24 protein-coding genes, 1 tRNA gene and 2 pseudogenes are annotated in these 25,052 nt (G+C 68.7%); 10 read left to right on the top strand and 17 right to left on the bottom strand.

Going from position 1 to position 25,052, the window contains the following annotated elements; translation table 11 throughout:
* The first annotated feature begins 446 nt into the window (after nucleotides 1-446).
* A complete protein-coding gene (locus GEV43_RS11865; protein ID WP_241683480.1) occupies nucleotides 447-1,445 on the top strand; it encodes an NBR1-Ig-like domain-containing protein in 999 nt (332 codons plus the stop codon).
* A 107-nt stretch (nucleotides 1,446-1,552) separates the two neighbouring features.
* On the opposite strand, the gene GEV43_RS11860 is transcribed toward GEV43_RS11865, so the two are convergent.
* From GEV43_RS11860 to GEV43_RS11850, 3 genes are read right to left on the bottom strand one after another with little or no spacing between them, the layout of a single operon-like run.
* Nucleotides 1,553-2,497: a SpoIID/LytB domain-containing protein gene (locus GEV43_RS11860; RefSeq protein WP_160820743.1), complete on the bottom strand. Its 945-nt coding sequence runs from the start codon at nucleotides 2,495-2,497 to the stop codon at nucleotides 1,553-1,555.
* A gap of 33 nt (nucleotides 2,498-2,530) precedes the next feature.
* Entirely contained in the window at nucleotides 2,531-3,418 is an 888-nt protein-coding gene (locus tag GEV43_RS11855) for a peptidase inhibitor family I36 protein (protein WP_160820742.1), read from the bottom strand.
* A gap of 41 nt (nucleotides 3,419-3,459) precedes the next feature.
* Nucleotides 3,460-4,323 (bottom strand): peptidoglycan-binding protein, encoded by an 864-nt coding sequence (locus tag GEV43_RS11850; RefSeq protein WP_160820741.1) that lies wholly within the window; start codon nucleotides 4,321-4,323, stop codon nucleotides 3,460-3,462.
* A gap of 331 nt (nucleotides 4,324-4,654) precedes the next feature.
* Here GEV43_RS11850 and GEV43_RS11845 point away from each other — a divergent pair, with 331 nt between their 5' ends.
* Together GEV43_RS11845 and sigJ are read left to right on the top strand one after the other, a co-directional pair.
* On the top strand, nucleotides 4,655-5,233 hold the full coding sequence (locus GEV43_RS11845) for a carboxymuconolactone decarboxylase family protein (RefSeq protein WP_160820740.1): 579 nt from the start codon (nucleotides 4,655-4,657) through the stop codon (nucleotides 5,231-5,233).
* Nucleotides 5,230-6,096, top strand: coding sequence for an RNA polymerase sigma factor SigJ (gene sigJ / locus GEV43_RS11840; protein WP_206681133.1), 867 nt, complete (start codon nucleotides 5,230-5,232; stop codon nucleotides 6,094-6,096). The genes GEV43_RS11845 and sigJ overlap by 4 nt, the downstream gene beginning before the upstream one ends.
* A gap of 114 nt (nucleotides 6,097-6,210) precedes the next feature.
* Here sigJ and GEV43_RS11835 read toward each other — a convergent pair whose 3' ends face one another.
* From GEV43_RS11835 to GEV43_RS11825, 3 genes are read right to left on the bottom strand one after another with little or no spacing between them, the layout of a single operon-like run.
* Complete coding sequence (locus GEV43_RS11835) at nucleotides 6,211-6,984, bottom strand: ABC transporter permease (RefSeq protein ID WP_160820739.1); 774 nt, start codon at nucleotides 6,982-6,984, stop codon at nucleotides 6,211-6,213.
* The gene (locus tag GEV43_RS11830) at nucleotides 6,981-7,940 is read right to left on the bottom strand and encodes an ATP-binding cassette domain-containing protein (protein ID WP_160820738.1); all 960 of its coding nucleotides are present in this window, start codon (nucleotides 7,938-7,940) and stop codon (nucleotides 6,981-6,983) included. The genes GEV43_RS11835 and GEV43_RS11830 overlap by 4 nt, the downstream gene beginning before the upstream one ends.
* A 26-nt stretch (nucleotides 7,941-7,966) precedes the next feature.
* Entirely contained in the window at nucleotides 7,967-8,632 is a 666-nt protein-coding gene (locus tag GEV43_RS11825; protein WP_160820737.1) for a DUF4097 family beta strand repeat-containing protein, read from the bottom strand.
* A gap of 274 nt (nucleotides 8,633-8,906) precedes the next feature.
* On the opposite strand from GEV43_RS11825, the gene GEV43_RS11820 reads away from it, so the two are divergent.
* Nucleotides 8,907-9,659: a helix-turn-helix domain-containing protein gene (locus GEV43_RS11820; protein WP_160820736.1), complete on the top strand. Its 753-nt coding sequence runs from the start codon at nucleotides 8,907-8,909 to the stop codon at nucleotides 9,657-9,659.
* A gap of 21 nt (nucleotides 9,660-9,680) precedes the next feature.
* On the opposite strand, the gene GEV43_RS11815 is transcribed toward GEV43_RS11820, so the two are convergent.
* Nucleotides 9,681-10,235: a Type 1 glutamine amidotransferase-like domain-containing protein gene (locus tag GEV43_RS11815; protein WP_206681132.1), complete on the bottom strand. Its 555-nt coding sequence runs from the start codon at nucleotides 10,233-10,235 to the stop codon at nucleotides 9,681-9,683.
* Nucleotides 10,236-10,724: 489 nt separating this feature from the next.
* Here GEV43_RS11815 and GEV43_RS11810 point away from each other — a divergent pair, with 489 nt between their 5' ends.
* Both GEV43_RS11810 and GEV43_RS11805 read left to right on the top strand, forming a co-directional pair.
* Nucleotides 10,725-11,381: a hypothetical protein gene (locus GEV43_RS11810; RefSeq protein WP_160820734.1), complete on the top strand. Its 657-nt coding sequence runs from the start codon at nucleotides 10,725-10,727 to the stop codon at nucleotides 11,379-11,381.
* Nucleotides 11,382-11,545: 164 nt separating this feature from the next.
* Nucleotides 11,546-11,785: a hypothetical protein gene (locus GEV43_RS11805; protein WP_160820733.1), complete on the top strand. Its 240-nt coding sequence runs from the start codon at nucleotides 11,546-11,548 to the stop codon at nucleotides 11,783-11,785.
* An 868-nt stretch (nucleotides 11,786-12,653) separates the two neighbouring features.
* Here the strand turns inward: GEV43_RS11805 and GEV43_RS11800 are convergent.
* Complete coding sequence (locus GEV43_RS11800; protein WP_160820732.1) at nucleotides 12,654-15,206, bottom strand: DEAD/DEAH box helicase; 2,553 nt, start codon at nucleotides 15,204-15,206, stop codon at nucleotides 12,654-12,656.
* A gap of 12 nt (nucleotides 15,207-15,218) precedes the next feature.
* A complete protein-coding gene (locus GEV43_RS11795) occupies nucleotides 15,219-17,312 on the bottom strand; it encodes a site-specific DNA-methyltransferase (protein ID WP_160820731.1) in 2,094 nt (697 codons plus the stop codon).
* 269 nt (nucleotides 17,313-17,581) lie between these two features.
* Here GEV43_RS11795 and GEV43_RS11790 point away from each other — a divergent pair.
* Nucleotides 17,582-17,722 (top strand): annotated as a pseudogene (locus GEV43_RS11790) (IS256 family transposase); the annotation flags it as partial.
* On the opposite strand, the gene GEV43_RS50025 reads toward GEV43_RS11790, so the two are convergent.
* The 4 genes from GEV43_RS50025 to GEV43_RS11770 form a co-directional block, all read right to left on the bottom strand.
* A complete protein-coding gene (locus GEV43_RS50025) occupies nucleotides 17,709-18,242 on the bottom strand; it encodes a transposase (RefSeq protein WP_309239596.1) in 534 nt (177 codons plus the stop codon). The pseudogene GEV43_RS11790 and the gene GEV43_RS50025 overlap by 14 nt on opposite strands.
* A complete protein-coding gene (locus GEV43_RS54800) occupies nucleotides 18,239-18,427 on the bottom strand; it encodes a hypothetical protein (protein WP_160820729.1) in 189 nt (62 codons plus the stop codon). Before GEV43_RS54800 ends, GEV43_RS50025 begins: the two co-directional genes overlap by 4 nt.
* 84 nt (nucleotides 18,428-18,511) lie before the next feature.
* Nucleotides 18,512-18,727 carry a hypothetical protein gene (locus GEV43_RS11775; protein ID WP_160820728.1) on the bottom strand — a complete coding sequence of 72 codons (216 nt, stop codon included), beginning with the start codon at nucleotides 18,725-18,727 and terminating at the stop codon, nucleotides 18,512-18,514.
* A gap of 247 nt (nucleotides 18,728-18,974) precedes the next feature.
* Nucleotides 18,975-19,050, bottom strand: a tRNA-Glu gene (locus GEV43_RS11770).
* Between the two features lie 174 nt (nucleotides 19,051-19,224).
* Between GEV43_RS11770 and GEV43_RS54795 the strand changes: the two genes are divergently transcribed.
* The gene (locus GEV43_RS54795; RefSeq protein WP_241684126.1) at nucleotides 19,225-19,449 is read left to right on the top strand and encodes a hypothetical protein; all 225 of its coding nucleotides are present in this window, start codon (nucleotides 19,225-19,227) and stop codon (nucleotides 19,447-19,449) included.
* A 287-nt stretch (nucleotides 19,450-19,736) separates the two neighbouring features.
* On the opposite strand, the pseudogene GEV43_RS54790 reads toward GEV43_RS54795, so the two are convergent.
* Nucleotides 19,737-20,267 (bottom strand): annotated as a pseudogene (locus tag GEV43_RS54790) (metallophosphoesterase); the annotation flags it as partial.
* Between the two features lie 442 nt (nucleotides 20,268-20,709).
* Here GEV43_RS54790 and GEV43_RS11760 point away from each other — a divergent pair.
* Together GEV43_RS11760 and GEV43_RS11755 are read left to right on the top strand one after the other, a co-directional pair.
* A complete protein-coding gene (locus GEV43_RS11760; protein ID WP_175250027.1) occupies nucleotides 20,710-21,048 on the top strand; it encodes a metallopeptidase family protein in 339 nt (112 codons plus the stop codon).
* Between the two features lie 129 nt (nucleotides 21,049-21,177).
* Nucleotides 21,178-22,668, top strand: coding sequence for an MFS transporter (locus tag GEV43_RS11755; protein WP_160820726.1), 1,491 nt, complete (start codon nucleotides 21,178-21,180; stop codon nucleotides 22,666-22,668).
* Nucleotides 22,669-22,672: 4 nt separating this feature from the next.
* On the opposite strand, the gene GEV43_RS11750 is transcribed toward GEV43_RS11755, so the two are convergent.
* From GEV43_RS11750 to GEV43_RS11740, 3 genes are all read right to left on the bottom strand, one after another.
* Nucleotides 22,673-22,987 carry a PspC domain-containing protein gene (locus GEV43_RS11750; RefSeq protein ID WP_160820725.1) on the bottom strand — a complete coding sequence of 105 codons (315 nt, stop codon included), beginning with the start codon at nucleotides 22,985-22,987 and terminating at the stop codon, nucleotides 22,673-22,675.
* 105 nt (nucleotides 22,988-23,092) lie between these two features.
* Nucleotides 23,093-24,715: a DUF4407 domain-containing protein gene (locus tag GEV43_RS11745; RefSeq protein WP_160820724.1), complete on the bottom strand. Its 1,623-nt coding sequence runs from the start codon at nucleotides 24,713-24,715 to the stop codon at nucleotides 23,093-23,095.
* Nucleotides 24,716-24,732: 17 nt separating this feature from the next.
* Nucleotides 24,733-25,023: a hypothetical protein gene (locus GEV43_RS11740; protein WP_160820723.1), complete on the bottom strand. Its 291-nt coding sequence runs from the start codon at nucleotides 25,021-25,023 to the stop codon at nucleotides 24,733-24,735.
* Nucleotides 25,024-25,052 lie beyond the last annotated feature (29 nt).

The following is a 25,052-nucleotide window of genomic DNA, read 5'->3' as shown; positions in this document are numbered from 1 at the left end:
CGACGAGTGGTCCGGCCGCAGGATCGGCCTTGAGTTAGGCGGGGCCTAGGGAGTAAGTGGAAAGTGGGAACGGACTACAGGGTGTAAGGAGCGCGGTAAACCTGAGGCGGAGGGGTAGGCCGGTGCTTTCGTGGGGAGCTTCGCGGAGCAGGGGTACGTCCTACTCAATAGTCGGTGAATGATGCGCGAACTTCCTTGCAACCTCGCGGAACGGGTCACGTTGTCCGGTCATGGCCGGGCTTCGGAAGTACGAAGTGGGCGCAGGGGTAAAGGGTCACTGGGCGATCACGCAGCGCGGTCCCAGGGCGCTAGTCGAGGATACGTCCTCGGGTGCGGATGATCTAGATCTGATCGGTTCGTATCCGGTTCGCCTCGCATCGGCCGCCGATACCAATTCGAGCTTGAGTGAAGACGTTGGGCGCTGTTAGCTTCGGCCGGTGGACGACATGCGTGCACAGGCGGAGGCGATCGCGGACTTCGCGGCGCGCCTCCGGGAACTTCGCAGCTCGGTCGGCAACCCGCCTTTCCGCGAGATGTCCGGCCGGTCAGGGGCGATCTCGCACACCACGCTTCATGAGGCCACGAAGGGCAACCGGCTCCCGAGCTGGGGAACCACCGCCGAGTTCGTCAAGGCGTGCGGGGCCGACCCGGCCGCGTACCGCGAGCGCTGGGAGGAGGCCAACCGGGCGGTCAGGTCGGCGAACGCCCGGGGGGTCGAACCCTCCGCGGCCCTTCCGCCGGGCGGGCTCCCGGCCTCTGCGATGGACGTCGCGGAACGTCCTGCCGTGCACCTCGCCATCGACTCGCAGGAGCTCCGCGCGGTGGGCGAGGCGCCGCCGCCGGAGGAGGAGATCGCGGGCGACTCCCCGAACGGGGGCCGCAGGCGGTCGCGGCTGACGCGTCCGGCCGTCGTCGCGCTCGCGGTGGCGGCCGTCGGCATAGGGACGGTGGTCGTGATCGCCGTCGAGCGCGGTTCGGGGCAGGAGCGGAACGGTCCGAAACCGTCCGCCGCGGCGTCGAAGGCCGCGTTCTCCCCGGCCGACTGCCCCGTGCCCGTGACCAACCCGGCGGCGGCCCCGCCGGCGCACAGCGGCGACGCGGCCGCGTTCGTCGCGGACGTCACGCTGCCCGACTGCGTGCGCGTCGGCGCCGGCAAGACCATCACCAAGATCTGGCGGCTCAAGAACGCCGGGACCGTGCCATGGGAGGGGTATTCGCTGCGCCGTCTCGACACCCCGCAGCGGGCCGACCAGTGCCAGACCATTTCCGACGTGCCGATCAACGACACGCGGCCGGGCAAGATGGTCGACATCCGGGCCGACATCACCACGCCGAGAAAGCCGGGCCTGTGCTATGTGCGGTTCAAGATGGTGGACGCCGCGGGGAAGGTGGCGTTCCCGGGGAACCGTCCGGTCAACTTCCAGGTCATCGTCGAAGGCTTCTAAGTCCTGCTTCACGGGGGCTGCATCCTGGGGGCCGGGACAGGAAAGTCCGTCCGGTTTCCCGCCGCAATGGGATGCGGCGGGAAACCGGACGGAGGCGGTTCACGGGATCAGGAGAGAGCGATCCCGCTGTAGTAGTACTTGAGGATGCTGGAATAGCTCGATCCCGCGTTGGCCTTGTCGCGGGAGCCGTACTGCGACATCCAGTCCCCGGTCACCCATCCGCCGCACGCCGTGGTGGTCGAGCAGTAGTGGGCCTGGAGGATCTTCCCGCCGCGGGTCATCCTGGTGTCCCACGTCGCGTCCACCGCGGCGTTCGTCGTCGCCGTCGCCGTCCCGGGCTTGTAGACCTGGCTGGACGTGGTGTCGTAGACGTCGAAGCACTGGCCGCCCGACGTCTTGCGCGTCGAGTGCAGCGCCCAGTACCAGCCGTAGCTCTTGACGGCCATCGCGCCCGCCTTGAGCGACTCGCTCGGCCAGCTCGGCACCCACTCGTTGGGCAGAACGTTCTGGACGTAGGTCTTGAACGTCACCCGTTCCACGCGGTTGAGCGACACCCGGTAGACCAGGATCGACGTGGGCAGTTTGCTGTCGGTGCCGTCGGTCTTGCATCCGTTCGGCGGGTTGGAGCCCAGGAGCTCGTGCGAGGCGTTCTGGTTCTTCAGGCTGGAGTTGAGGTTGCCCTTGGCGCCTGCGGCGAAGTCCTGGTGCGTTCCGCCGTAGTTGCTGTTGAAATAGACGCGGACGGTCTTGGTGGTGCGGTTCCAGACCGAGGCGGCGGCGTTCTTGACGCACTCGCCCTTTCCGGCGCCCGCGCCCTTGAAGTCGTAGCAGGAGGGCTGTTCGGTGCCGTAGTCGGCGACCGAATCGGTGAAGTCGGAGATCGAGCCCTCGTTGTTGCTGTTGAAGTAGTAGCAGAACTCGCCGTTGTCGCACACGCCGTCGCGGCTCGCCGCCGAGGCGGGTGACGCCGGGATGAGGACCGTTCCGCCGAGCACCGTCGCGGCCGCCGCCGCGGCGAGCCGCGAGATCAGGCGCGCGGTTCGTTTCGACACAGTTGTCTCCCTCTTCCGTGAGGCCGCCGCGCGCTATCGGACGTTGTAGCCCTGGGAGTTCCAGAACGAGGTCGGGTTCGGGTTGTCCAGGGTCGGGTCGTTGACGCTCTTGGCCGCGTGCGTCTGCCGTCCGAGGCGCATCTCGACGTGGGTGTGCGCGCCCGAGCTGGACGAGATCCCGCGCCACGCCTCGTCGGCGATGACCTGGTCGCGGCCGATCTGCTGGCCGACGGCCAGGGAGGACCGCGGCGCGGAGTGCAGGTAGATCACGGTCTTGTTCAGCGAGGCGTTGTAGACGGAGATCGTGGAGAGGCCGCCGCTGCCGTTGGCCCCGCGCGCGATGTAGATGACCTCGCCGCTGACCAGGGCGTGGACGTCCGAGCCGATGCCGCGGGCGATGTCGATGCCCTCGTGCCGGCCGGGCGTGGTGGTGTAGCCGTCGAAGCCGCAGGTGATGGAACCGCCGCTCAGCGCGTACAGCCCGTACGACATGTTCGTGCGCGACGACGGGTTGAACTCGTGCGAGGCGTTCTGGTTCTTCAGGCTGGAGTTGAGGTTGCCCTTGGCGCCCGGGGCGAAGTCCTGGTGCGTTCCGCCGTAGTTGCTGTTGAAGTAGACGCGGACGGTCTGGGAGCTGCGGTTCCAGACCGACGCGGCGGCGTTCTTGATGCACTGGCCCTGGCCGTTGCCCGCGCCCTTGAAGTCGTAGCAGGAGGGCTGTTCGGTGCCGTAGTCGCCGAGCGAACCGGTGAAGTCGGAGATCGAGCCCTCGTTGTTGCTGTTGAAGTAGTAGCAGAACTCGCCGTTGTCGCACACGCCGTCGCGGCCCGCCGCCGAGGCGGGCGACGCCATGGCGGCCGCCGCCCCGCCGAACGCCACTGCGGCGGTCATCGCGGTGAGGGTCCTGGTGAGCTTGCTCATGCTGTTCTCCTTCTGTTCTGCGGAGCCGGGGGGTCGATGAGTCAGCGGAGCCGGTACTCCTCCCAGGTGCGGATGGTCACGTGCGGCCCGTCGTCCGGACCGCGGTCGGCGAGCCCGTTCAGGCCCAGGTAGTAGTCGCCGATCTGGTGCTGGGCGCTGGGGGACAGATCGGTGTCGCTGATGGCGGCGGCGTGGACGTGCCACGGCCAGTCGCCCTGGTCGGGGCTGCGCACCCAGGCCGCGAAGCCGACGCGGCGCAGCGCGCGGGCGACCGCGGTACGGGTGGCGGCGTCCATCCCCTGCACCGAGATGTCGACGACGCCGCCGCCGTCGTGGGTGCCCGCGGACGTGGGGTCCCCGCCGGGGTTGTACGAGCCCTGCTCCAGCACGAGGTCGCGGCCGAGCAGCCGCTTCGCCTCGGCCAGCATGCTGCGGGTACGGGTGTTGATGACGAAGTCGCCGGTGGCCACGCGGGCGCCCGGTTCGATGACGCGGGCGACCGTGAAGCGGCCGGCTCCGAGCTTGGTGAGCGACGTCTTGCCCGGCAGGCCGTTGGCGGCGAGGCCGGTGTAGCCGAGCGACCTCTGGTACTCGGCGAAGGCCGCGACGGTGGTGGTGCCGAAATAGCCGTCCACCCACTTCGCGTCGAGCAGGTGCCCGTCGCGCAGCGCCTGCTCGACCAGCAGCACGCTGGCCTTGGCGCCGGGGGTCAGGGTGTCGTCGTCCCGCCGCGGGTCGATCTGGGCCGCCTTCACGGTGGCTTCCATGTCGACGGCGGGGAGGGCCTTGGGGCCGGGCGCGGCGTCGCCGCCGACCGCCTGTGCCGCGGGCGTCCCGGACGCCGCGGTCAGGGTGGTGAGGAGGGCGGCCGCCAGGAAGGCGGTGGCGCGTGCGGATAGTCTCATCGTTACTCCTGGTTGCGGACGCTGGGGGAGCGGAGCCGGCCGCGGAGTCCAACGTCACGGATCGCCCACGCGTCCACAAGAAGATCGGCGTTGTCAGCCTGTTCGCCGAACGCTCCCGTACAGGCGAACGCCCGATCTGACAGGCGACGCGGAGCCGGATGCGGAGCCGAGCGCGATGGCGTCCGGCGGCCCCGCGCCCTGCCGAGACGCCACCGCACGCCGAGCGCCATGGCCCGGCCCGCCGCGTGCTGGCGCGGGCGCGGCGCGTGTCACGTTCGGGGGAGGGGCGGTGTCTTCATGCCGAAGTCGGCACACCTACGTGGAGGACATCATGGCGCTACGCCTTCCGAAGGCCGAGCTCCCGGCGGAGCTCAAGGAGAAAATGATCAAGCAGCTCGGGGCCGTGCCGGAGAACGTCGAGGTGCTGTGGCACAGCCCGCGGGTCACGCAGGACAACCTGGAGTTCGGCGCCAGAACGGGCGCGTGGAACGCGGTCGACGCGAACCTGAAGTCGTTCGCGCACATGGCCGTCGCGGCGCAGGTCGGGTGCGGCTGGTGCCTGGACGTCGGCTACTTCCAGGCGGGGAACGAGAACCTGGACCTGACCAAGGCGAGCCAGGTGCCGCGCTGGCGCGAGGCAGAGGTCTTCACTCCGCTGGAGCGGGACGTGCTGGAGTACGCCGAGGCCATGACGGCCACGCCGCCGACCGTCACCGACGAGCAGTACGCGGGCCTGCTGGAGCGGCTCGGCCCGGCGGCGATGGTCGAGCTCACCGCGTTCGTCGCCTACGTCAACCTGGCGACCAGGGCCAACGTGGCGAACGGGGTCAGCTCGCAGGGCTTCTCCGACGCGTGCGAGATCCCGCTGGCCGGGCGTCCCGGGAAGGCCGGGGCGGCATCGACGGCATGAACGAGGAGCGGATGGCCGAGGACCCGTTCGTCACCCATCGCGGCCTGCTGTTCACCGTCGCGTACGAGATGCTCGGGTCGGCGGCCGACGCGGAGGACGTGCTCCAGGAGTCCTGGCTGCGGTGGGCCGGCGTCGACCATGCGCGGGTCGGCGATCCGCGGGCGTACCTCGTGCGGGTCGTCACCCGGCAGTCGCTCAACCGCATGCGCGCGCTGTCGCGCCGCCGCGAGGACTACGTCGGCGAATGGCTGCCGGAACCGCTGCTCACCAGCCCCGACATCGCCGACGACGTCGAACTCGCCGACAGCGTCTCGATCGCGATGCTCACCGTCCTCGAAACCCTCGGGCCGGTGGAGCGGGCGGTGTTCGTGCTCCGCGAGGTCTTCGAGCTGCCGTACGGCGAGATCGGCGAGGCCGTCGGGAAGCCCGCGGCCACGGTGCGGCAGATCGCGCGGCGGGCGCGCGGGCATGTGGCGGCGCGGCGGCCCCGGGTGCGGGTGAGCCGTTCGGAGCAGGAGGCCGTGGTGGAACGGTTCCTGTCCGCGCTGCGAACGGGGCGGTTGCAGGAGCTGCTGGAGGTCCTCGCGCCGGACGTGGTCCTGATCGCCGACGGCGGCGGGCTCGCCTCGGCCGCCCGGGAACCGGTCCGCGGGGCCGAGCTCGTCGCGGCGCTGCTCGCGCGACCGGACCGTACGGTGTCGGCCGTGTGGCTCAACGGCGCGCCCGCGGGCCGGATCGAGGCCGACGGCCGGCTCGCCGCGGTGAGCCTGGTCGTCGAGGACGGCCGGGTCACCCGGATCCACGCGGTGGCGAACCCCCGGAAGCTGACCCGGCTGGACGAGCCCGCCGAACTCGCCCGATAGACCGGTGCGGGCCCGCACCGGGCCCGCACCGGGGGAAGTGAACGTGCGGCAGCCGGAAAAGGCTCAGGGCCGTCAGACCGGGTGGTCTGACGGCCCTGTTCGGCCCGTTCACGCTCAGGCCTTGTTGAAGGTCTTCTTGGCCCAGATGTAGGAGAGCAGGGCGATCGCGACGCACCAGGCGGTGGCGATGGCGCCGTTGTTGCCGATCGGGGTGCCGAAGAGCAGGCCGCGGACGGTCTCCATGATCGGGGTGAAGGGCTGGTTCTCGGCGAACCAGCGCAGGGCCGCCGGCATGGAGTCGGTGGGGGCGAAGCCGCTGCCGAGGAACGGGAGCAGGATCAGCGGCATGGGGGCGTTGCTGGCGGACTCGGGGGTCTGGGCCTTCAGGCCGAGGGCGACCGCCAGCCAGGTGATGGCCACGGCGAACAGCGTGAGCAGGCCGACCGCGGCGAGCCATTCGACGGCGGAGGCGTTCGGGCTGAAGCCCATCGCCAGGGCGACGCCGACCAGGACGGCCATGCCGAGGAGCTGCTGGATGACGGCGCCGACGACGTGGCCGGTCAGGACCGAGGCCCGGGAGATCCGCATGGTGCGGAAGCGGGCGATGATGCCTTCGGTCATGTCCGTGGCGACCATGACCGCCGTCCCGGTCGCGGCGGTCGCCACGGCCATGAGCAGGATGCCCGGCACGACGTAGTTGACGTAGGCGTCCCGGCCGCCGCCGAGGCCGCTGCCGAGGGTGCCGCCGAGCACGTACACGAACACCACCAGGAGGATCACGGGGGTGGCGACGAGCTGGATGGTCATGGACGGGTAGCGGATCAAACGCTTGAGCTGGCGGCGGACCATGGTGGACGAGTCGCGCGCGGCGAGGGTGAGGGTGCTCATCGGGGGGTCTCCTGCTTCTGGCCGGTGAGGGTGAGGAACACGTCGTCGAGGTCGGGGGTGTGGACGCTGAGGTGGGCGGGCTCGACGCCCGCCGCGTCCAGCCGGGCGAGCAGCTCGCGCAGCGACGCGACACCGCCGTCGGAGGGGACCTGGAGCGTGAGCCGGTCGTCGTCGGACGGGTCCAGGAAGCCCTCGCCGAGCGCGGTGAGCGCGTCCTTGAGCGCGTCGTCGGCCGTGAACCGCAGCGACACGTGGCCGCCGGGGATCAGCCGCTTGAGCTCGTCGGCGGTGCCCTCGGCGATCAGCCGTCCGTGGTCCAGGAGGGCGATGCGGTCGGCGAGCTCGTCGGCCTCCTCCAGGTACTGGGTGGTGAGGAAGATCGTGACGCCGCCGGCGACGAGCTCGCGGACGATCTGCCACATGGAGCGGCGGCTGCGCGGGTCGAGCCCGGTGGTGGGCTCGTCCAGGAAGATCAGCCGCGGGTCGCCGACCAGGGTCATCGCCAGGTCGAGCCGGCGCTGCATGCCGCCCGAGTAGGTGCCGGCGGTCTTGCCCCCGGCGTCGACCAGGTCGAACCGCTCCAGCAGCTCGGCGGCCTTGCGCCTGCCGTCCCTGCGGGACAGGTGGTGCAGGTCGGCCATGAGGAGCAGGTTCTCCTCGCCGGTGAGCAGCTTGTCGACGGCCGAGTACTGGCCGGTGACGCCGATCGCGCCGCGCACGTCGTCCGGCTTGCGGGCCAGGTCGTGGCCCGCGACCTCGACGGTGCCGCCGTCGGCCGGGATCAGGGTGGACAGGATCTGGACGGTGGTGGTCTTGCCGGCGCCGTTCGGGCCGAGCAGGGAGAAGACGGTGCCCTGCGGGACGGCCAGGTCGATGCCGTCGAGCACGACCTTGTCGCCCTTCTTGTCAGGGTAGGACTTGCGCAGCCCGTTCGCCGCGATGGCCAGGTTCGTCATGGTGCTGCTCCTCGGAGGGGGGCGGGTCAGAGGCTGCGGGCGGTGATGTCGCCGTGGGAGGTGGTGGCGCGGATGTCGAGCTCGGCGGTGCCGTCGTTCTTGAGGGAGCTGCTGACGCGGCCGTAGCCGGTGCCGGCGTCCAGGGAGGCCGAGACGCCCGCGGCCGCGCCGACCGAGATGTCGCCGGACTGGGTGCGGAGCACGACCGTGCCGCGCACGGCCTCGGCGATCCGGATGTCGCCCCGCGGCGTGCTGATCTCCGCGGGACCGGTGAGCCGGCCGACCTCGACGTCGCCGTCGATCGCGATGAGCTTGACGCCCGCGGCCTCGTCCAGCTTGATCTGGCGGTACGCGCCCTCGAAGGCGACGTCGCCGAGCCGTCCGACGGCGCGGAACTCGGCGCTGGCGGCCTTGGCCTCGACCCGGGAGCCGGCCGGCAGCTGGACGGTCACCTCGACGGACCCCGACGGGCCGAGGGCCTGGCTCTTGCCCGCCGCGGTCCCGATCCGCAGGACGCCGTCGGCGTACTCGACCGTGGCCCGCTCCGCCGCCTTCACGTCGCGGCCCTTCGAGGCGTTCGCGGGCAGGATCTCGACCGCGGTGTCGGCCCGGTCGGCGGCGATCACCTGGACGCGTCCGGCCGGGATGTTCACGACGGCGGAGATCGGGGCGGGGGTGTCGTACTTGTGCATCGTGCTCTCCTCGCTTCTTGCCGCCCGTCACCGTGCGGCTCGTTGTTTCGAACACTGGAAACGCTACGTTGCTTTCCAGATCTGTACAACAACACCTTTGCGTCCGACATGCGTTTACGCAGCTCATAGCCTCGAAATCATTGCAACGGCCTGCCGTTTAACGCAACGAGCAGATCGACGATCGTTGCAATGTGCTGATGGTGAACGCTATGGTGGGGGCGTCAGAGCACACCGAGCGGCGCCATGGGGCACCGTGGGGACGAAGGGGGCCGTGATGCCGGGAGGCAGGCTCACCCAGCAGGAACGCCAGCAGATCGCCACGGGACTGGCCGACGGCCTCGCGTACGCCGAGATCGCCCGGCGCCTCGACCGCCCGACCTCGACCGTCACGCGCGAGGTGATGCGCAACGGCGGTCCCACCGCCTACCGCGCCGACCTGGCCCACCGCGCCACCGAACGCCGCACCCACCGGCGCCGGCAGGCCGCGCCGCGGGGCTCGCAGGCCGCGCCGCAGCTCGACGGGCGCGACCCCGAGGCCGTCCTCGAGTACGAGGAGAACCTCACGACCGTCTTCATGAGCTCTGGCCTGCCCAAGATGATGTCCCGGGTGCTGGCCTGCCTCTACACCACCGACTCCGGAAGCCTCACCGCGTCCGAGCTCGTCCAGCGCCTCCAGGTCAGCCCGGCGTCCATCTCCAAGGCGACGACGTCCCTGGCGGATCTCGAACTCGTCCGCCGGGAGAGCGCCGAAGGCCGCCGCGAACGCTACGTCGTGGACGACGCGCTCTGGTACCAGTCGATCATCCGCAGCGCCCGGGACAACGAACAGCTCGTCGAGGCCGCACGGGAAGGCGTCAGCGTCCTCGGCCCCGGCTCCCCCGCCGCCACCCGCCTGGAGAGCGTCGCCCGCTACATGGACTTCGTCACCGAAAGCCTCGTCCGCGCCGCGGAGCAGGCCCGCGAGATCCTCTTCACCAACCCCGCGCCCCCAAATGGCAGCGCCGAACCGGATGCGGACCGCGGATAGACGCCTCGTTCGCCGCGCGCGTCAGCGGACGGCCGGGCCGTTGACCACGATGGCCTGGCCGTCGCGCAGCGTCCGGTGCGCGACGCCCTGCGAGCGGTAAATGTCGGCGACGGCACCGAGAACCTCGGTCTCGGGATGGCCTGGCGAGTCGACGTGCGGCACCACCACGTAGTCGAGAACGGCGAGACCGTCGAAGCGGGCCTCCGCCCCGTACGCGGCGTGCACGGCCCGCGGATCGTCGCACCGCTCCAGGCCGTACAGCTCCGGCGCCAGCACGCAGGCGCCGGCGCTGTAACCGGCATAGACGACGGCGTCCTCCCGCACCAGCTCCGCGATGGCCCGGTCGGCGCCGCTCTCCGCCAGAGCGTGACGCAGGACGAACACGTTGCCGCCCCGTACCCAGAGCATGGGGAACTCGCGGAGCGCCTCCCCGACCCGGCCGGGCCCCTCGCCGAAGAACGCCCGCAGATCGACCTCCACCGGCCGCAGCCCGAGCCCGTCGAGCGCGTCGATCTCCCGCTCGACCGCGACCCGCCGTTCCCCCTCGCCCAGGCCGTCGACCGCATTGGCGATCACAGCCACCCGCGCTCCGGCCGGCCGTTCCAACAGCCCCAACAACTGCTCCGGACGATCGCCGACCCGCCACGAAGAGAGATACAAACGCACCCGAACACCCTAGAACTCCCCGCCCAACGCGTGAGCTGTCACAGGCCCGTCGGCTGCCTTAGCTGCTGACCGGTCGGTGCTGGAGGACCCGGCGAACGTCGCGCACGCCGCCACCCCGCACCCGATCCACGCGGCCACCACATCGCCGGCCCGATGTTGCTCACATCCCCGCCCCGCGCGGCCTTCGCGGCGTTCCAGTTGAATTGCTCCCTTGAGGGTGCCGTCGGCCGATTCAATCAAATGGCTGGTTCGATAATATAACGCGGCATTGACATGTCATTGACTGTCTTAGAATCGCCGTTCCTTTGATTCTCGTTAATATGCGAGGCGGATCAACATGCGGGAACGTTCAACGGATCGGCATTTCGCGCCGGTCGCCCGCGCCAGCAAGGGGGAACGGTGTCTTTTCGCACGTCCTTGATCGGTGTGGTGGCGGCTGGTGTGGTCCTGCTGGGCAACAGCGCGAACGCCGCCCCGTCGCCCGGTGCGTCCCGTTCGCCGGTGCCTGCGGGCGCGAAGAGCACCGATCGGTACGTCGTCGTGGTGAACGTCTACGGCAGGGACAACGTGATCGCCACCGACCGATCGGTGCTGGCGGCCGGGGAGGGGACCCGGCTCAACGGCAACACCGGTGACGTCTCTGCAAGCGGGACCCTGGGCATCGACAACAACGGTTCGGCGCTGGAGTCCGGTACTTCGATGGTCGGCGCAAGGGACACCCCGGCCCGCTCTGCGGATCTGCCCGGCAACGCACCTCCGGAGCGCTCGGCGTCCACCCCCCAGCGCTGGCCGGTCGCCGGAGCCGGGCACGTCCCCCCAGGCCCGGCAGGCCTTCCCATCCCGGAATCGGGCATGGAATCCACGAAGGCGAGTCGTTTCCCCTTCCCGATTCCGCTTTCGGGGACGGGCAAGGCACGGCCATTTCGGGATATGAAGACCACTCGGCGAACGTCTCGGGTGAAGGCCAGGTCGCCGTCTACGACGACTCCAACCTGTTCGTCGAACGTAACGGGCAAGTCAACGCCAACACCGGGGACACCGATTCGAGCGGCCTGAACGCCGTCGACGTGTCGGGCTCGAAGGTCAGGTCGGGTGACCATACCGAAGACGGTGAGAGGGACGGCGGAGAAGAGCGCACTTGGCCAAGGAACACGCCGGCCGGGCAGACCACGGCTCCCAACGGCGCACAGAGCGGCCCGCCCCAGCAGGGCACCGGCATCGTGACCGATGAGGGCCAGTCCAGCGCCGCCGGCAAGAGCGCATTCACGATCGGGGCGGACGGGTACGACGACCTCGGCACCGAACTCCAGGGCAAACGGAACGTCGTGCTCTACGACGACTCCAACGCGGTACTCGGCGGCAACGGCAAGGTGAACGCTCAGATAGGCGACAGCGACACCAGCGGCGCCGTCGTCATGGACATCCACGACTCAGCCGTCCAGGCCGGCAACTCCACCTGATCCGAGGACCGCCACCCCGACCGAGCCAACGAAGGGCCGACTTCAATCCGCACGGCGCGCTCGCCGCCCCTGATGCCCCTGGAGCCAGCCCAGCGCGCGGCTGCGGGCACCATCACCACGCTGATCGGGCACCAGGCCCTGGCCCGGGTGCCCGTCGTGTAGCCGACGCGTCCGGCGCGATCGGCCCGTCCGGGATTCCCGGCCCTGACAACCCGCCTCCCCGCGCCCAAGCCCCGCCGAACGGTCCGTGGACACCCTGCGCGGGGCCCGAGCGCCATCGTCGCGTTCCGCCCGACAGCACGCGTCGGGCTGCGTGTGTGACAGCTCTTCACAGCTACTTCAGCCCATGACCGGAGCGGAGCCGCGTATCAGCGAACCAGTAAGGCCAGCCTGTGACCGGGTCAGGAGCCGAGGACAAAATTGCTGGTAACCACCAGCTGACCTGTGGGACGCATGTCCGCACCCGTCTGTGATGTACCCCCTATCGGATCCCAGACGCACGGCTGCACAACGCACCCCCGCGAACCATCACGATGCGCCCTGACCATCGCCGCCCGATTCGACATTGCCTAACGCAGGATGAAGGCTCGTTTCGGTGGAGCGATCCCCCCGACCACACATGGCCTCCACCGTGCCCCATCGGTGGTCCCTGCCGGATCGCGGCAGGTGGGTAGTTCTGATGGATGGGGCCTATCGGTCGACGACAAGATCCTTCCCTTCTGGATGGGGAAGCGCAATGAGGTTGGGGACAGCAGGGCTCGAACCAGACGGCCCGGCCTTGGAGTTCGCCCAAGTTGTCCACCTACTGGAGATCAGCCCTGGTAACTCCACTGACGATCATTCGCGTGCGGCAAGAGGGAACAGAAAACTACTGGCCGAAGCCCCTGAGGTGTTCCCAGGAACCCTTGGCGTCCGCGATCTCCTGCTCTCCAACTAGCAAGTATGCCCACGTAACGTCGATGTCCGGGGAGGAGTTCGCGGTGTTCGCCCATTTCTTAGCGGCCTTACGCTTGCGCCGGACCTCTTCGGAGTTCACGTCTTTGGCAGCCTTTATCTCCACCAGCCAGCCATAGCGCTTCCCAGCGATCTGTTCGAGTATCACAAGGTCCGGGTTGTACTTGTTCCCGTCAGCGGTCCAGGTGATCGGTACATCGTTGATGTGCAGCCGAGCCCATACAACGACGTCCCTGGCCGCATCGGCAGAGTTGGCCACCTTGAACTCCGGCTCGCTGTCGAACCAAGAGTGGGTGTAAAGGTTCTTTCGCCAACCGCCGAAGGCGAGCTTTCTGTCGAACGACCCGTCAGCGTGGCCCGGGGCCTGCGCCCGGTCACTCTGACGGGGTTTGTTTAGCGCCAGAAGCTCAACGTTGTCGGAGTACTTCACCTGAGCCGAGCGGCTCATGGCGCCCAGTGCCTTGGCAACCTCCGCTGCTAGGCGCTGACCGCACCGCTCCCCGAAGGCTGACAGATGCTCTGCCGCCTTGTCTCCCATAGCGTCGATTACACGGTCGACGATGCGTCCCGCTGCGCCGAGTTCTAGCGCCCGGTTGGCAACGCCCTTCACTGACATCACCCGACGGATGAGCATCGAGCGGGACTCTGACAGAGGGATGTCCAGTGGAAGCGCGGATGAGATCCTGTCGGTCGCCTCCTCGGTATAGACGACGGCCCGCTGTCCGTCATGCGAAGCGGAGATTTTCGTTCGCCGTAGTTCATGTGAGATATCAGCGGTGAGCGCGTTACCGAGCTTATCGAACGGCCGGTAGTCATGGATGTCGTTCAAGCTGACCGAGATGCTCTCCACCTCGGAGATCAGCTTGGGAATGAGGATTGGCTCGCGCTCCGGCAGAGGCTCGTACTGGACCGGACTCGATGTCTTACCTGCGGCATCAGCCGCTTCACGTGTCCGAGTCTCCAGATCAACGACGCCGCGGGCCGCCTCCGAAGGCGCACCCACAGGAAAATTCGGCCTCTCATTCAGAAGGAAGCCTTTTTCCGGCGGCGCCGTCCCATCGAGGGCAGTTGACAACGCCCGAATGCCAGCGGGAACCGGAGGAGCGATCACCTCCCCGTCGGTCGTCTCCTCCTTCTGCCGAACGACCTCGGTGCCGTCGGGCAGGCGGCGCAGCTCCGCATAGGTGCTGTAGTCGATGAATGCCTCGTTGAGAACCTTGCGCTTGGCCAGCAGTTCGCTGTACTTCTCGTGCGCCAAAATCTCAAGCGTGTCGAGGATCTCCACCCCGGTGTACTTTCCGAAGGGCAGCCGCATTCCCCTGCCGAGGGTCTGCTCAGTCATAACGGAGGACACCGACGCTCGCATGGAGGCGATCACGTAAACGTTCTTTACGTCCCAACCCTCTTTCAACATGCCCACACTGATGATGACGCGAACTGACGAATCGGGGTCCTCAACCGCGTCCAGCGCGGCCAGCGCGGCCTCTTTGGGATCGCCAACCAACTTGGAGTGGACGAGCAACGTCTTCCCCACCCACCGACCGTCATCGAAGCCGACGCTGTCAAGAATGGCCTGGTAGCGCTCGGCCTCCTCGATGTCTTTGGCGACGACGAGCATGACCGGATTTACCGTGGGAAGATCATTTTCCCGGCTGTAAGCCTCGGTCACCTGGCCCTTGTAACGCAGCAGGTTCACTCCGTCGAGAAGCTTTGTCTCATCGTCGCTACGGTCGTCACGGCGTCCGACCATCACCGGCGTCTTCACCAGCTTGTCCGCGATGGCCGCTGCTAGCGGGTACCGGAAGGCCACCATAGATTCGTCCGCTGGGACGGGCGTAGCCGTCATTCCGACCACCAGTTCCGGCTTCAGCCTCTCAATCGTCCTCGAGAACGCCTTGCCGCGGTAGCAGTGATGCTCATCCGCCAGGATCACTAGGTCGTTCAGATCCGCCAGATAGTCGAAAAACGACTTACCCAGTGTCTCCAGTGGCTCATGGGTTGCCCGACCGTCACCTGTCGAGGAGGTCAGCGCCTGGACCGTGAAGATGTACAGCTTGGTAAGCGACGGATCGTCCATTGCGATCCTGGTCGCTTGAGCGTTGAAATTCTCTGCCGTCACTACATACGGGCTCGACCGCAGCAGGCTGCGCATCGATTTCGGGTGCCCCGCTGTGAAGTTCTTGACGGACTTGTCACGAATCGTGCGCCCAGGCGCCAGCAGCAGAAAGTTTCGAGCCGGAGCCTGAGCCCCTGCCAGATACTCCATGAGGCCGGCCATGACGAAGGTCTTACCGACCCCCGTCGCCGAGTCTACGATGCATTCGTAGGCCTCGGTCTTTCCCTGCACGTCGTAGTGGTCTGACGTGCGCAGGATGACCGACTCGATCGCCCTGCGATTCGGCTTCCGTAGATCCAGTCGGTGAGCGATCTCGTCGAGAAGATCCGGTTCAAACCGCAGCTCACCCATCAGGCACCTCCCCTAGCCGACCGACGCTGACGCACCCTCCGCCCCTTCCGCCGAGGAGGGCGGTCGTGGGACCGACCGGCCCGCACCGAACGGCGACTTCTGCGACGATTTCCGCCGATAGTTATCGAGTACCTTATCGGGAATCAGCTCGAGCCGAGATCCTTTACGGCGCTCCTTCAGGAGCCCCACTGCAGCCTCGTCGACCTGCGTGGCCCAGACCTCCACTGCCTCGTCTTCAGCGAGCCGATCGACGATAGCCGCGACGGTTCCCTCGCCGACCATCCCATCAATGATCACGTACCGCGTACGCCCCTGTCGCGCCGCGAAGATCCCCTCCGGCTGATAGTCGACCGAGAGCTGGGCACACATCGCCTCCGCTAGCGAACCCTGGGTAGCCCAGTCCGCCAGAAGAACGACGCCCTCAACTTGCTCAAACATCGACTCACCGACCCGAAGGTGAGTGAAGCTGCCCCCACCGTTCCAGTTCACGGTCGTGATGGCCTTGGTCTTGCTTGCGGACTTGAGGGCCTTGATCGCGGTGTCGTTGAGCTCCGGCCCGACGGCCTTCGCCACCTTACCGAGCAGTCGGTTGAACTCCTGGGCCTCCTCTGGAGTCATCCCTTCGGGGAGGCCACCCCCGCCGTTCTTGTCATCGCTCGTCGCTGGGACTCGCTCCGTGCTTGTAGTGACGCCTCCAGGATCCTGGCCGTTGACGACCTTGGAGAGTCGAGGCAGCGTGTAGCGAGCGACGGTGTCGGCCAGTAGTTCGCTGGTCACCCACCGGCGCCCCATCTTGTGGGCGACCGCTGCGGTCGTCCCAGATCCACCGAAACAGTCGAGGACGATTTCACCAGGGCTGGTGCCGATGCTGATGATTTGCTTGAGTAGGAGTTCTGGCTTCGGTGTTGCGAATGGGGTCTCGTCTGAGAACAGCAGTTTTATTTCGTTTTTGGCAGTACGAGAATGTCCAACAAAATCGTGCAGCCAGAGTGTCTGGGGTGCACGGGAAGAGCTGATCTCATCGAGGTACCGCTTGAGCTTAAGGCCCCCATTCCCGCTCTTCGTGAAGTACAAGCGTGGCCACGCCCCCTTTTCGTAGCGGGCCCTGGCGATCGCTGCGGCTTGCTCCGCGTCCATGTCGACCATCAGTGCTGGGATCTCTTTGCGGAGCTCTGAGACGGGCACGCCGCAGATGAGTGCTCGCCGCACGTCGTCGTCGAGCATCTCACGGCGATACGGCACTCCCCATTCTTCAACGAGCCTCTGCATCGAGTCTTGGTTTTGACCCCAGCAACGTCCCTTGGCAGGATAGATCAGGTCTCCAGTGAACGGGGACTGGATGGCGTATACCCACGTCTGATTCCGGTGTGCGCTTGGAGCAGCTGGGTCGCCGGAGACCCAGGGGCGCGGGTCGCCGTCGGTCGACTTGTAGAGCGCGTCGCGTGAAGCGAGTCGCTCCCAACGATTTCCACGCCAACCTGATTGTTTCGAGTAGACTAGAATGTAGTCTTGGTCTGTGGAAAATGCTGGTGCGTCGTTTCGGGGTGAATATGCCTTCTGCCAGATGACCGTGGCGACAAAGTTTTCGGCGCCGAGCTCCTCGTCGAGCACCATTCGGCAGCGGTGAACCTCTGCGTCATCGAGATGTACCCATATGGAGCCGTCATCTGCAAGCAATGGCTTGATCTGGCGGATCCGATCCCGCAGAAGAGTGAGCCAGATTGAGTGCTCGATGTTGTCTTCATAGTGAGCGAACGCCTGTCCTGTGTTAAAGGGTGGGTCAATGTAGACCAACTTCACTCGCCCCAAGTACTGCTCCGCGTAAGCAGGAATTTTCGCTAGCGCATCGAGCACGTGCATAGCGTCCCCGGTGATCAGCAAGTTGCCGTTCGTCGGTTCGGGTAGTCCCTCCGGCCGGTCGTCCGGTGTGGGCGCCTCCACACGACCGATCTCCTGCATGAGCCGGACCTCGGACACACGGTAGTCAGACGGGTCGACGAAGGTGTAGTCATACCTTCCGTTTCCAGTCGACAGAAGCGTCTTGTCCTTGTCGGTCCAGGTCAGTTCGAGACGACCGTGATGCCGGGACCCTGGCTGAGAGCTCATATGACGTTCCCCGTGGTTCGTAAGTACTGCTGTTTATCATGTCGGATGACAGCACGCGACATGTCCTGATCACCAGCGCATGTGCTACCGCTGTGGTGCGGTCCCTGGCTGTACGTTGTCCAGTACCGTTTGCGACGGTCTAGAGGTTCTCATGAACGATCCGCGAGTCCTGCTGGATCCGGACACAGACGCGGTGCGTCGGCTCGCCATCGTGTCTTCGAGGTGAACCTGAAGCGGCTGTCGGATCTCGTTTCGCGTCGCAGCAAAGGCCATCCGGGAGCATCTTCGCCCCGATCAGGCACCGGACCAAGGTCACCAAGGGGCTCGGCTCGCGCGCCGCCGACCTGGCCATGGCGTTGAAGCTCATCCAGTCCACCCAGGCCCGCGGGCGCGCGGTCAACGCACCCCACTGAGGCGTCGCCGGCAGATGATGGCTGCGGTGAGGGTCATGAAGGCTTGGTGGATGTCGTCGCGGATCTCCCAGCGGATGCGTAAGCGGCGGAACCAGTGGAGCAGGCCGGTGGTGCGTTCGACGACGTAGCGGTGAACACCCAGCCCAGAGCCGTGGTGGGTGCCGCGGCGTGCGATGTGGGGCTTGACGCCTCGCTTCCAGACCAGCCGCCGGTACTTGCCGCGGTCGGCGAGCAGGCAGTCCGGTCTGGAACGGGGCCGTCCGACCCGGCTGCGGATTGGCGCGAGCTTGTCCAGCAGCGGCACCAGTTGGGTGACGTCATCGCGGTCGCCGCCGGTCAGGACGAGGGCGAGCGGAGTACCATGCCCATCGGTCAGGCCGTGGTGGGCTGCGCTCCCTCGGCCTGCTTCATCAACATCCGCGCTTCGTCCACGACGACGAGTCGGGGCGCCGGTTGGCAAAGTTGGCGACCTTGCGCCAGATCGCGTCCAACGTGAGCAGGACCCGACGGACTTCACCTCGTCGGGCAGGTCCCCCGCAGAGAGAACACGATCAGGTGCCCGTCGGGGCGGGTGGTAGTGGCCCCGGTGAACAGGTCCTTGTAGGAGCCGCTCACGTAGGGGTTGAGCCGGTCGGCGGGCGCCGCGCCTTCGGGGTCTGAACTGATGGCGAGCTGCTCGACCAGATCGGCGAGAAGCGGCACGGTCCAGGACGGGCCGAGCGGCCGGTGCGAGCGGTTCGCCGAGCATCGCGGCGATGAGGGTCTGGGTGAACAGTGCCCGGCGGGTCAGGACGTCCCCGCTCTGGTCGGTGGGCAGGTCGAACGGGTTGAACGCCACGCCTCGCGCGCCGAGGGCGATATGGGTTCCGCCCGCGGTTTCGGCCAGGCGCCGGTACTCGTCTTCGGGTCGATCACCGCGACCTGGATGCCGTGGTAGAGCAGCCGCAGTGCTTCGAGTTTGGTGGAGTGGGACTTGCCCGCTCCGGATCGGGCCAGGACCACCGAGTTGTGGTTGTCCTGGGCGAACCGGTCCCATACCCGTGTCGCGACTGCTTGAGCAGTTGCCCAGTGGGCCGCTCGAGCTTGAGGTCCTGCCAGAAGCGGTGCTGCGCGGGTTGTTCGATGCGTTCCGGCTGGAGATGCGGCACGTGGTGGAGAGCAGCAGGGTGGAGTGTCAGGTGACCATCACACCCGAGACAGCGGGTAGCCGCCCAGAACGTGCTGGGGGATGATCTTGCAGCCGTGCGTGTGGTACCCCCTACCGGATTCGAACCGGCGCTACCGCCTTGAAAGGGCGGCGTCCTAGGCCGCTAGACGAAGGGGGCCCGGGAGTGGCGGTGGTGCGTGCCACTCGACCTGACCAGCATAGGGGACAACCTGGTCTGGCGCATAAGCGGTTATGGGCGTGCGGGGGTGCTGGTGGTGGGGGTGGGGGACGTCGGAGTGGGGGAGGTGGGGGTCGCGGGGGGTTTGAGGGGGCGTTCGGGGTTCTGCTCCAGGTGGCGTTCGATCTGGGCGGACGTGAGGCCGAGGCCGCCCAGGCGGATGTCGTCCCAGCCCTGGAGGCGGTGGGTGGCGCGGGAGAAGTAGAGGACGGAGAGTTCGATCGGGGTGGGCTGTTCGTGTTCGAGGCCGCGGAGGCCGGCGCCGCCGGTGGAGCCTTGGACGAACAGGCGCGTGCCGCCGGGGAGGAGCCTGGTGGAGCGCTGGTGGGTGTGGCCTGAGAGGACGAGGGGGTGAGGCCCGCGAACGCGTCGCCCTCGGACGGGTCGTGGGTGATGACGAGGTCGGGGGCGTTTCCGGTGCCGCGGAGCTTCTGGGCCAGTACGGAGCCGGTGGCGTGGAGTTCGGTGGCGCCTACGTTGTCGTCGCGGGTGCTCTTGTCGGGGGTGAAGCGGGGGTCTCCTACGCCGTAGATGCGCAGGCCCTCGACCTCGCGGAGGGTGTTGTCCAGGACGACGGCGTTCTTCTGGCGGGTGACCGCCTTCTGCGTGCTCTTGGAGTCGTGGTTGCCGCGGATGTAGACGTACGGCTGCTTGAGCTTGGAGATCTCGTCGGCGAACTTGTCCTCGGGCTTGGAGCCGTGGTCCATCAGGTCGCCGCTGTCGATGATCAGGTCGACCTGGAACTGGGCGCTGACGGAACGGATCACGTTCCACGCGGTGGGGTTGAGGTGGATGTCGGAGACGTGCAGGACGCGCAGGGTGGACGGGTCCGGCTCGTAGGTGGGGAGCGTGGAGGTCGCGGCGTAGAGCTTGGAGACGTTGCCGACGAGGCGGGCGAGCTGGGCGCGGTAGGCGGAGAAGCGTTCGACGATGCCTCGGGTGTCGCCGACCACCTGCGGGGCGTTCGCCAGGAGGCCGGTGTAGCGCGGCTCGGAGATCGACTGGGGGTTGAACGTCAGCCAGGTCGTCAGGGTGACGGCGATGAGGCCGAGCGCGGTCGCGCCGGTGCTGAGGAGGGCCCGGCGCCAGGAGCGGAACAGGGCCAGGGCGGCGAGGAACGACAGCAGGAGGGCGAGGCCCACCGCGCGCAGGAGCATGACCACGACGGCGTGGCGGAGCTGCACGGCGATCTGGTCGGTGAGCTTGTCGAGCTCGGAGTCGTTCTCGATGAGCTCGCGCGCCGGGCCCGGACGCAGGTCGGTGACGCCGGCGTGGAGGGCCAGGGGGCCGCTGTGGGTGTCGAGGTGGAGAGCTCCGAGCGGGGGCAGGTCGAGGGTCGTTCCGCCCGACCAGGACGGATGCAGGGCGAGGGAGACGTCGGTGGGGCCGACGGGGGTGTCGGCGCGGCCTCCGAGGAGGAGGCCCGCGTAGCCGCCGGCGAGGCCGACGAGGACGACCAGCAGGACGCGGGGCCAGCGGCCGCGGGGGATCGCGGCGCGGACGGACGCGGGGCGGGCGCGGGCGAGCGCTCGGGTGAGCGCGGTGCGGGCGCGCGCGAACGGCACGGGGCCTCCTTCGGTCGAGCACAATGGTCGGGTGATGCAGATGTCGCGGGAGGCGTTCGAGGATCTCGTGGGCGAGGCCCTCGACACCGTCCCGGCCGAGCTGACCGCGCACATGCGCAACGTCGTCATCGTCGTCGAGGACGTCGCCCCCGAGCGCGGGCTGCTCGGCCTGTACCAGGGCGTACCCCTCACCGAGCGCGGTGACTGGTACGGCGGAGTCCTGCCCGATCACATTTCGATCTACCGCGACGAGATCCTGCGAATCTGCGACAGCCCCGAGGACGTGGTCGAGGAGGTGCGGATCACCGTCGTCCACGAGATCGCGCACCATTTCGGAATCGACGACGCGCGCCTGCACGAGCTGGGCTACTGAGGCGCGCCCCGGATCACGTGGGAGTCACGGGGCCGAAGGGTTTCACCAATCGGGCACGGTAGGTCACATAACTGCCACGCAGCGTGAGTTAATAGAGGGGACGTCCGGGTGGACTGAACTGGAGCGCGCGTGGCGGGAAGGCGGATCGGCGGCCGGCACCGTAGGCCGCCGGAGGAGCAGGCGACCTACCGTGAGGTCTTCGCGGTCGGTGAGTTCCGCGCACTGTGGCTCGCGCAGGCGCTGTCGTTCGTCGGCGACCAGCTCGCCCAGGTCGCGCTGGCGGTGCTGGTCTACCAGCGCACCGAGTCCGCCCTGCTCACGGCGCTGGCGTACGCGCTGACCTACATCCCGCCGATCGTCGGCGGCCCCGTGCTGTCGGGCCTCGCCGACCTGTTCCCGCGCCGCACGGTCATGGTCGTGTGCGACGTGGCGCGGGCCGCGCTGGTGGCGCTGATGGCGTTGCAGGCCATGCCGTTCTGGCTGCTGTGCGCGCTGGTGTTCGTGACCGTGCTGCTCGGCGCGCCGTTCACGGCGGCGCGCGCGGCGCTGCTGCCGGACGTTCTCGACGGTGACAAGTACGTGGCCGGTTCGGCGATCAACAACATCACCCACCAGGGCACGCAGATGCTCGGGTTCCTCGCGGGCGGCGCGATCGTCGCGGTCGTCGGGACGTACCAGGCGCTCGCCCTGGACGCGGTGACGTTCGGGCTCTCGGCGGTGATCCTGATCGTCGGCCTGCGCGGGCGGGCGGCGCCGAAACGCGGGGGGCGCGACTCGCTCGGCCTGTGGCGCGGCACGCGGGACGGGGCGCGGCTGGTCTTCGGCGACCCGACGCTGCGGGCGCTGGTGTCGTTCGCGTGGCTGTGCGCGTTCTACGTGGTGCCGGAGGGGCTCGCGGCGCCGTACGCGGCGACGTTCGACGACAGCGCCGTGACGGTCGGGCTGCTGATGTCGGCGATGCCCGCCGGGATGGTGGTCGGCGCGTTCCTGTTCAGCCGGTGCGTACGGCCGACCAACCGGCTGCGCGCGATGGGCTGGATGTCGATGCTGGCGTGCCTGCCGCTCATCGGTTCCGGAACGCATCCGCCGCTGGAGGCCGTGGTCGTCCTGTGGGCGCTGTCGGGCGTCGGCAGCGCCTACCAGCTCGCGGCCAACGCCGCGTTCGTCGCGGCCGTGCCGCCGGAGGGGCGCGCGCAGGCGTTCGGGCTGGCCCAGTCGGGCATCCTCGCGGGGCAGGGCCTCGGCATCCTCATCGGCGGGGCCGCCGCGCAGGTCCTCGGCCCGGAGGCGGTCGTCGCGCTCGCGGGCGCGCTCGGGCTGTCGGTCGCGGCGATGCTCACCCTGACCTGGAACCAGGTCCGCGGCGGCATGATCAGCTCGATGCGCGACCGCGCCGAGGCCGCGCCTGCCGCGCCCGCCCTGCCCGCCTCCTCGGCCGAGCCCGCGGCGGCCGAGGCCGGCGGGCTGATCGCCGCGGCCGGTCCCGTTCCCGAGCTGCCGGGATCGCCCGGCCACGACGCGGGCGGCTCCGGCAACGGGCGCTCCCCGTACGGCGGGGACGGCTCGCCGGGCGACGGCGACCGTCCCGCGGGCGCCCGCCGCTCCGCCCGCGCGCCCTGAGCGGTCAGGCCCGGGTCCGGTTCTTGCCCACGGCGTCCTTGGTCTTCTGGACGGCGTCCTGGAACGCGGGCGACTCGCTGCCCTTCTTGACGAGGTCCTCGGCGATCGACGTCGGCGCGCCCTCCTCGGGGATCAGCACCCACCCGATGATGTACGCCGCGATGCCCGCGCCGCCGAAGAGCGTGAAGACCGCGAGGCCGAGCCGGACGATGTTGGCGTCCACGCCGAGGTAGCGGGCCGCGCCGGAGCAGACGCCCGCGATCATGCGGCCGTCGTGCGTCCGGCGAAGCTGTTTGCTGCTGTTCTTCTCCATGTCCATGCCTTGATGATGCCCATTCCTGCGGGAACGCGGCATCGGGATTCGCCCTGATTCGCCCCTGACCGCTCCCCTGAGGCCCCGGGTGCCCGCCCTCGGGTTCGCACCTCAGGGGGACGCTGGCGGGCGTTCAGGGTGCTCAGGCGCTCCAGCCTCCGCCGGGTGGGGGTGCGGCGGGAGGCAGGCGGTCCGGGGGCGTCGCGTTCGGCGCGCCGGGCGGTGTGGGGGCGGCTGGGCCGGGCGGGCCTGCGAGCGGGCCCGGGTTGGGCGGGCCCGCTGGAGGCGGGGCCGTCCGGGCGGGGCGGGGTTGGGCGGGTTCGCCGGGGACGGGCGGCCCGGGGCGGGCGGGGCGGTGTGCGCGGGCTGGTGGCCGTTGCCGTTGGCGGGGAACGGGTGCGGGTCCACGCGCGGGTACGCGTCGGCGCTGAGGTAGGCGTCGATGTTGGAGGGGACGTTGCGCATCTCGCGCGTACGCCATTCGTCCAGGACGGCCTGGGCGATCTGGGTCTCGGCGTTGACGGTGGCCTGGACGAGCCGGGGGATCGCGGCGTCGCGGGCCTCGCGCAGGAGGCGGGCCTGGGTGATGATGTCCTCGGCTTCGAGGATCTGCGCGTTCTGCTCGCGGCGGGCGCGTTCCTCCGCGACGCGGCGGCGGCGGTGCTCCTCGATCTCCAGGATCTCCTCGTAGAGGCTCTTCTTCGGGACGAGGGTCAGCAGGAGCTTCACGAAGATCGGCAGGCATTCGACCGACGTGAACAGCAGGATCAGCAGCAGGTGCGCCCAGGCGAGGGTGCTCTCGTCCTCGGTGAGCTCGTTGAGGGCCTTCAGCCGCAGCAGCAGGCCGTCGGAGTCGGCGTTCTTGGAGGCGAAGCCGTTGTCGAGGCGGGCGCGTTCGGCCTGCGCCGCGGCGAGCTGCTTGCGGACCTGGGGGAGGCGCTGCTTGGCGGTCGCGAGGTTGCTCTCGCGGGACGTCGAGCCCTGCCGTTCGAGCTGGCTCCGGCGGGCGGCGATCTGGTCGCGGATGTTCTTGAGCTGGCCCTCGGCGTCGGCGAGCTGTTGCTTGCGCTGGGCGGCGATCGGGCCGTCGCCGGCGCGGCAGCGGCCCCGGCCGCCGAGCTCGCAGACGAGGCGTTCGCGGGCGTCGGTGACGCGCTTGAGGGCGTCGGCCTCCTGCTTGCGCAGGCCGGCGATCGTGGGGTCGGCGTTCTGGTCGGTGCCGGCGTCGCCGTTGCTGGAGATGATCCCTTCGAGGCGCTTGGCCTCGGTGTCGAGCCGGGTGATCCTGCGGCCGAGCGCGCCGCCCTGGGCGTCGGTGGCGTTGGCGTTCGCCGCCGCGGCCTTCATGTCCTCCAGCTTGACGTCGATCTCGGGCTTGAAGATCTGGAGCACCAGCGGGGTGGACACCACGATGCCGATGAGCAGGGCGAACGCGAGCCGGGGCAGCGCGAGGTAGAACGCGTGGCGGCGGCGGTCCTGCCGCTGGATGGTGGTGACGAGCCAGCGGTCCAGCAGCATGATCGCCGTGCCCCACAGCACGGCGAACACCAGGGCGAAGACGAACGGCGCCTTGACCGCCATGGACAGCGCGAACGCCATCGAAATTCCGGCCATGACCGCCGTGATCAGTACGGCGGCGCCGATGCCCTGGTATTTCCCGCGTTCGCTGGGACATTGCGCGAGGATTTCCGGCCGTGCGCCCGAGAGCCAGATCAGCGGACGGAATCCGGCCATTCGGCGAAGAAAACCAGTCATGAACGCTGCTTTCGGTGTTCGGCGGGGGGCGGGAACGCGGAGGAGCGCAGGCCCGGTGCGCGTACGAACGGGACGGCGGGGGCGTGCCAGCGGAGCCGCGGGCCGGCGACGGGCGCGGGACGGGGCGCCTCGGCCGTCCGCGGTGGTTTCAGCCGTGCGAAGAGCGGACCGGCGGCGAACCGGTCGACGCGGCGGCGCAGCGCCGCGAGAAGCGGCGCCGGACGGGAGAGGACGGCTTCGTCGAGTGCGGTCCTGGGCGGGGCGAGGCCGGCGACCCGGGGCGTCACGGGCGGCGGGTCCTCGCGGGCGGGGACCA

It is taken from the genome of Actinomadura sp. J1-007 (genome assembly GCF_009793335.1).
Lineage (GTDB): Bacteria > Actinomycetota > Actinomycetes > Streptosporangiales > Streptosporangiaceae > Spirillospora > Spirillospora yumaensis.
Note: the sequence above shows the minus strand (reverse complement) of the source record. Positions and strands in the feature narration are given on the sequence as shown.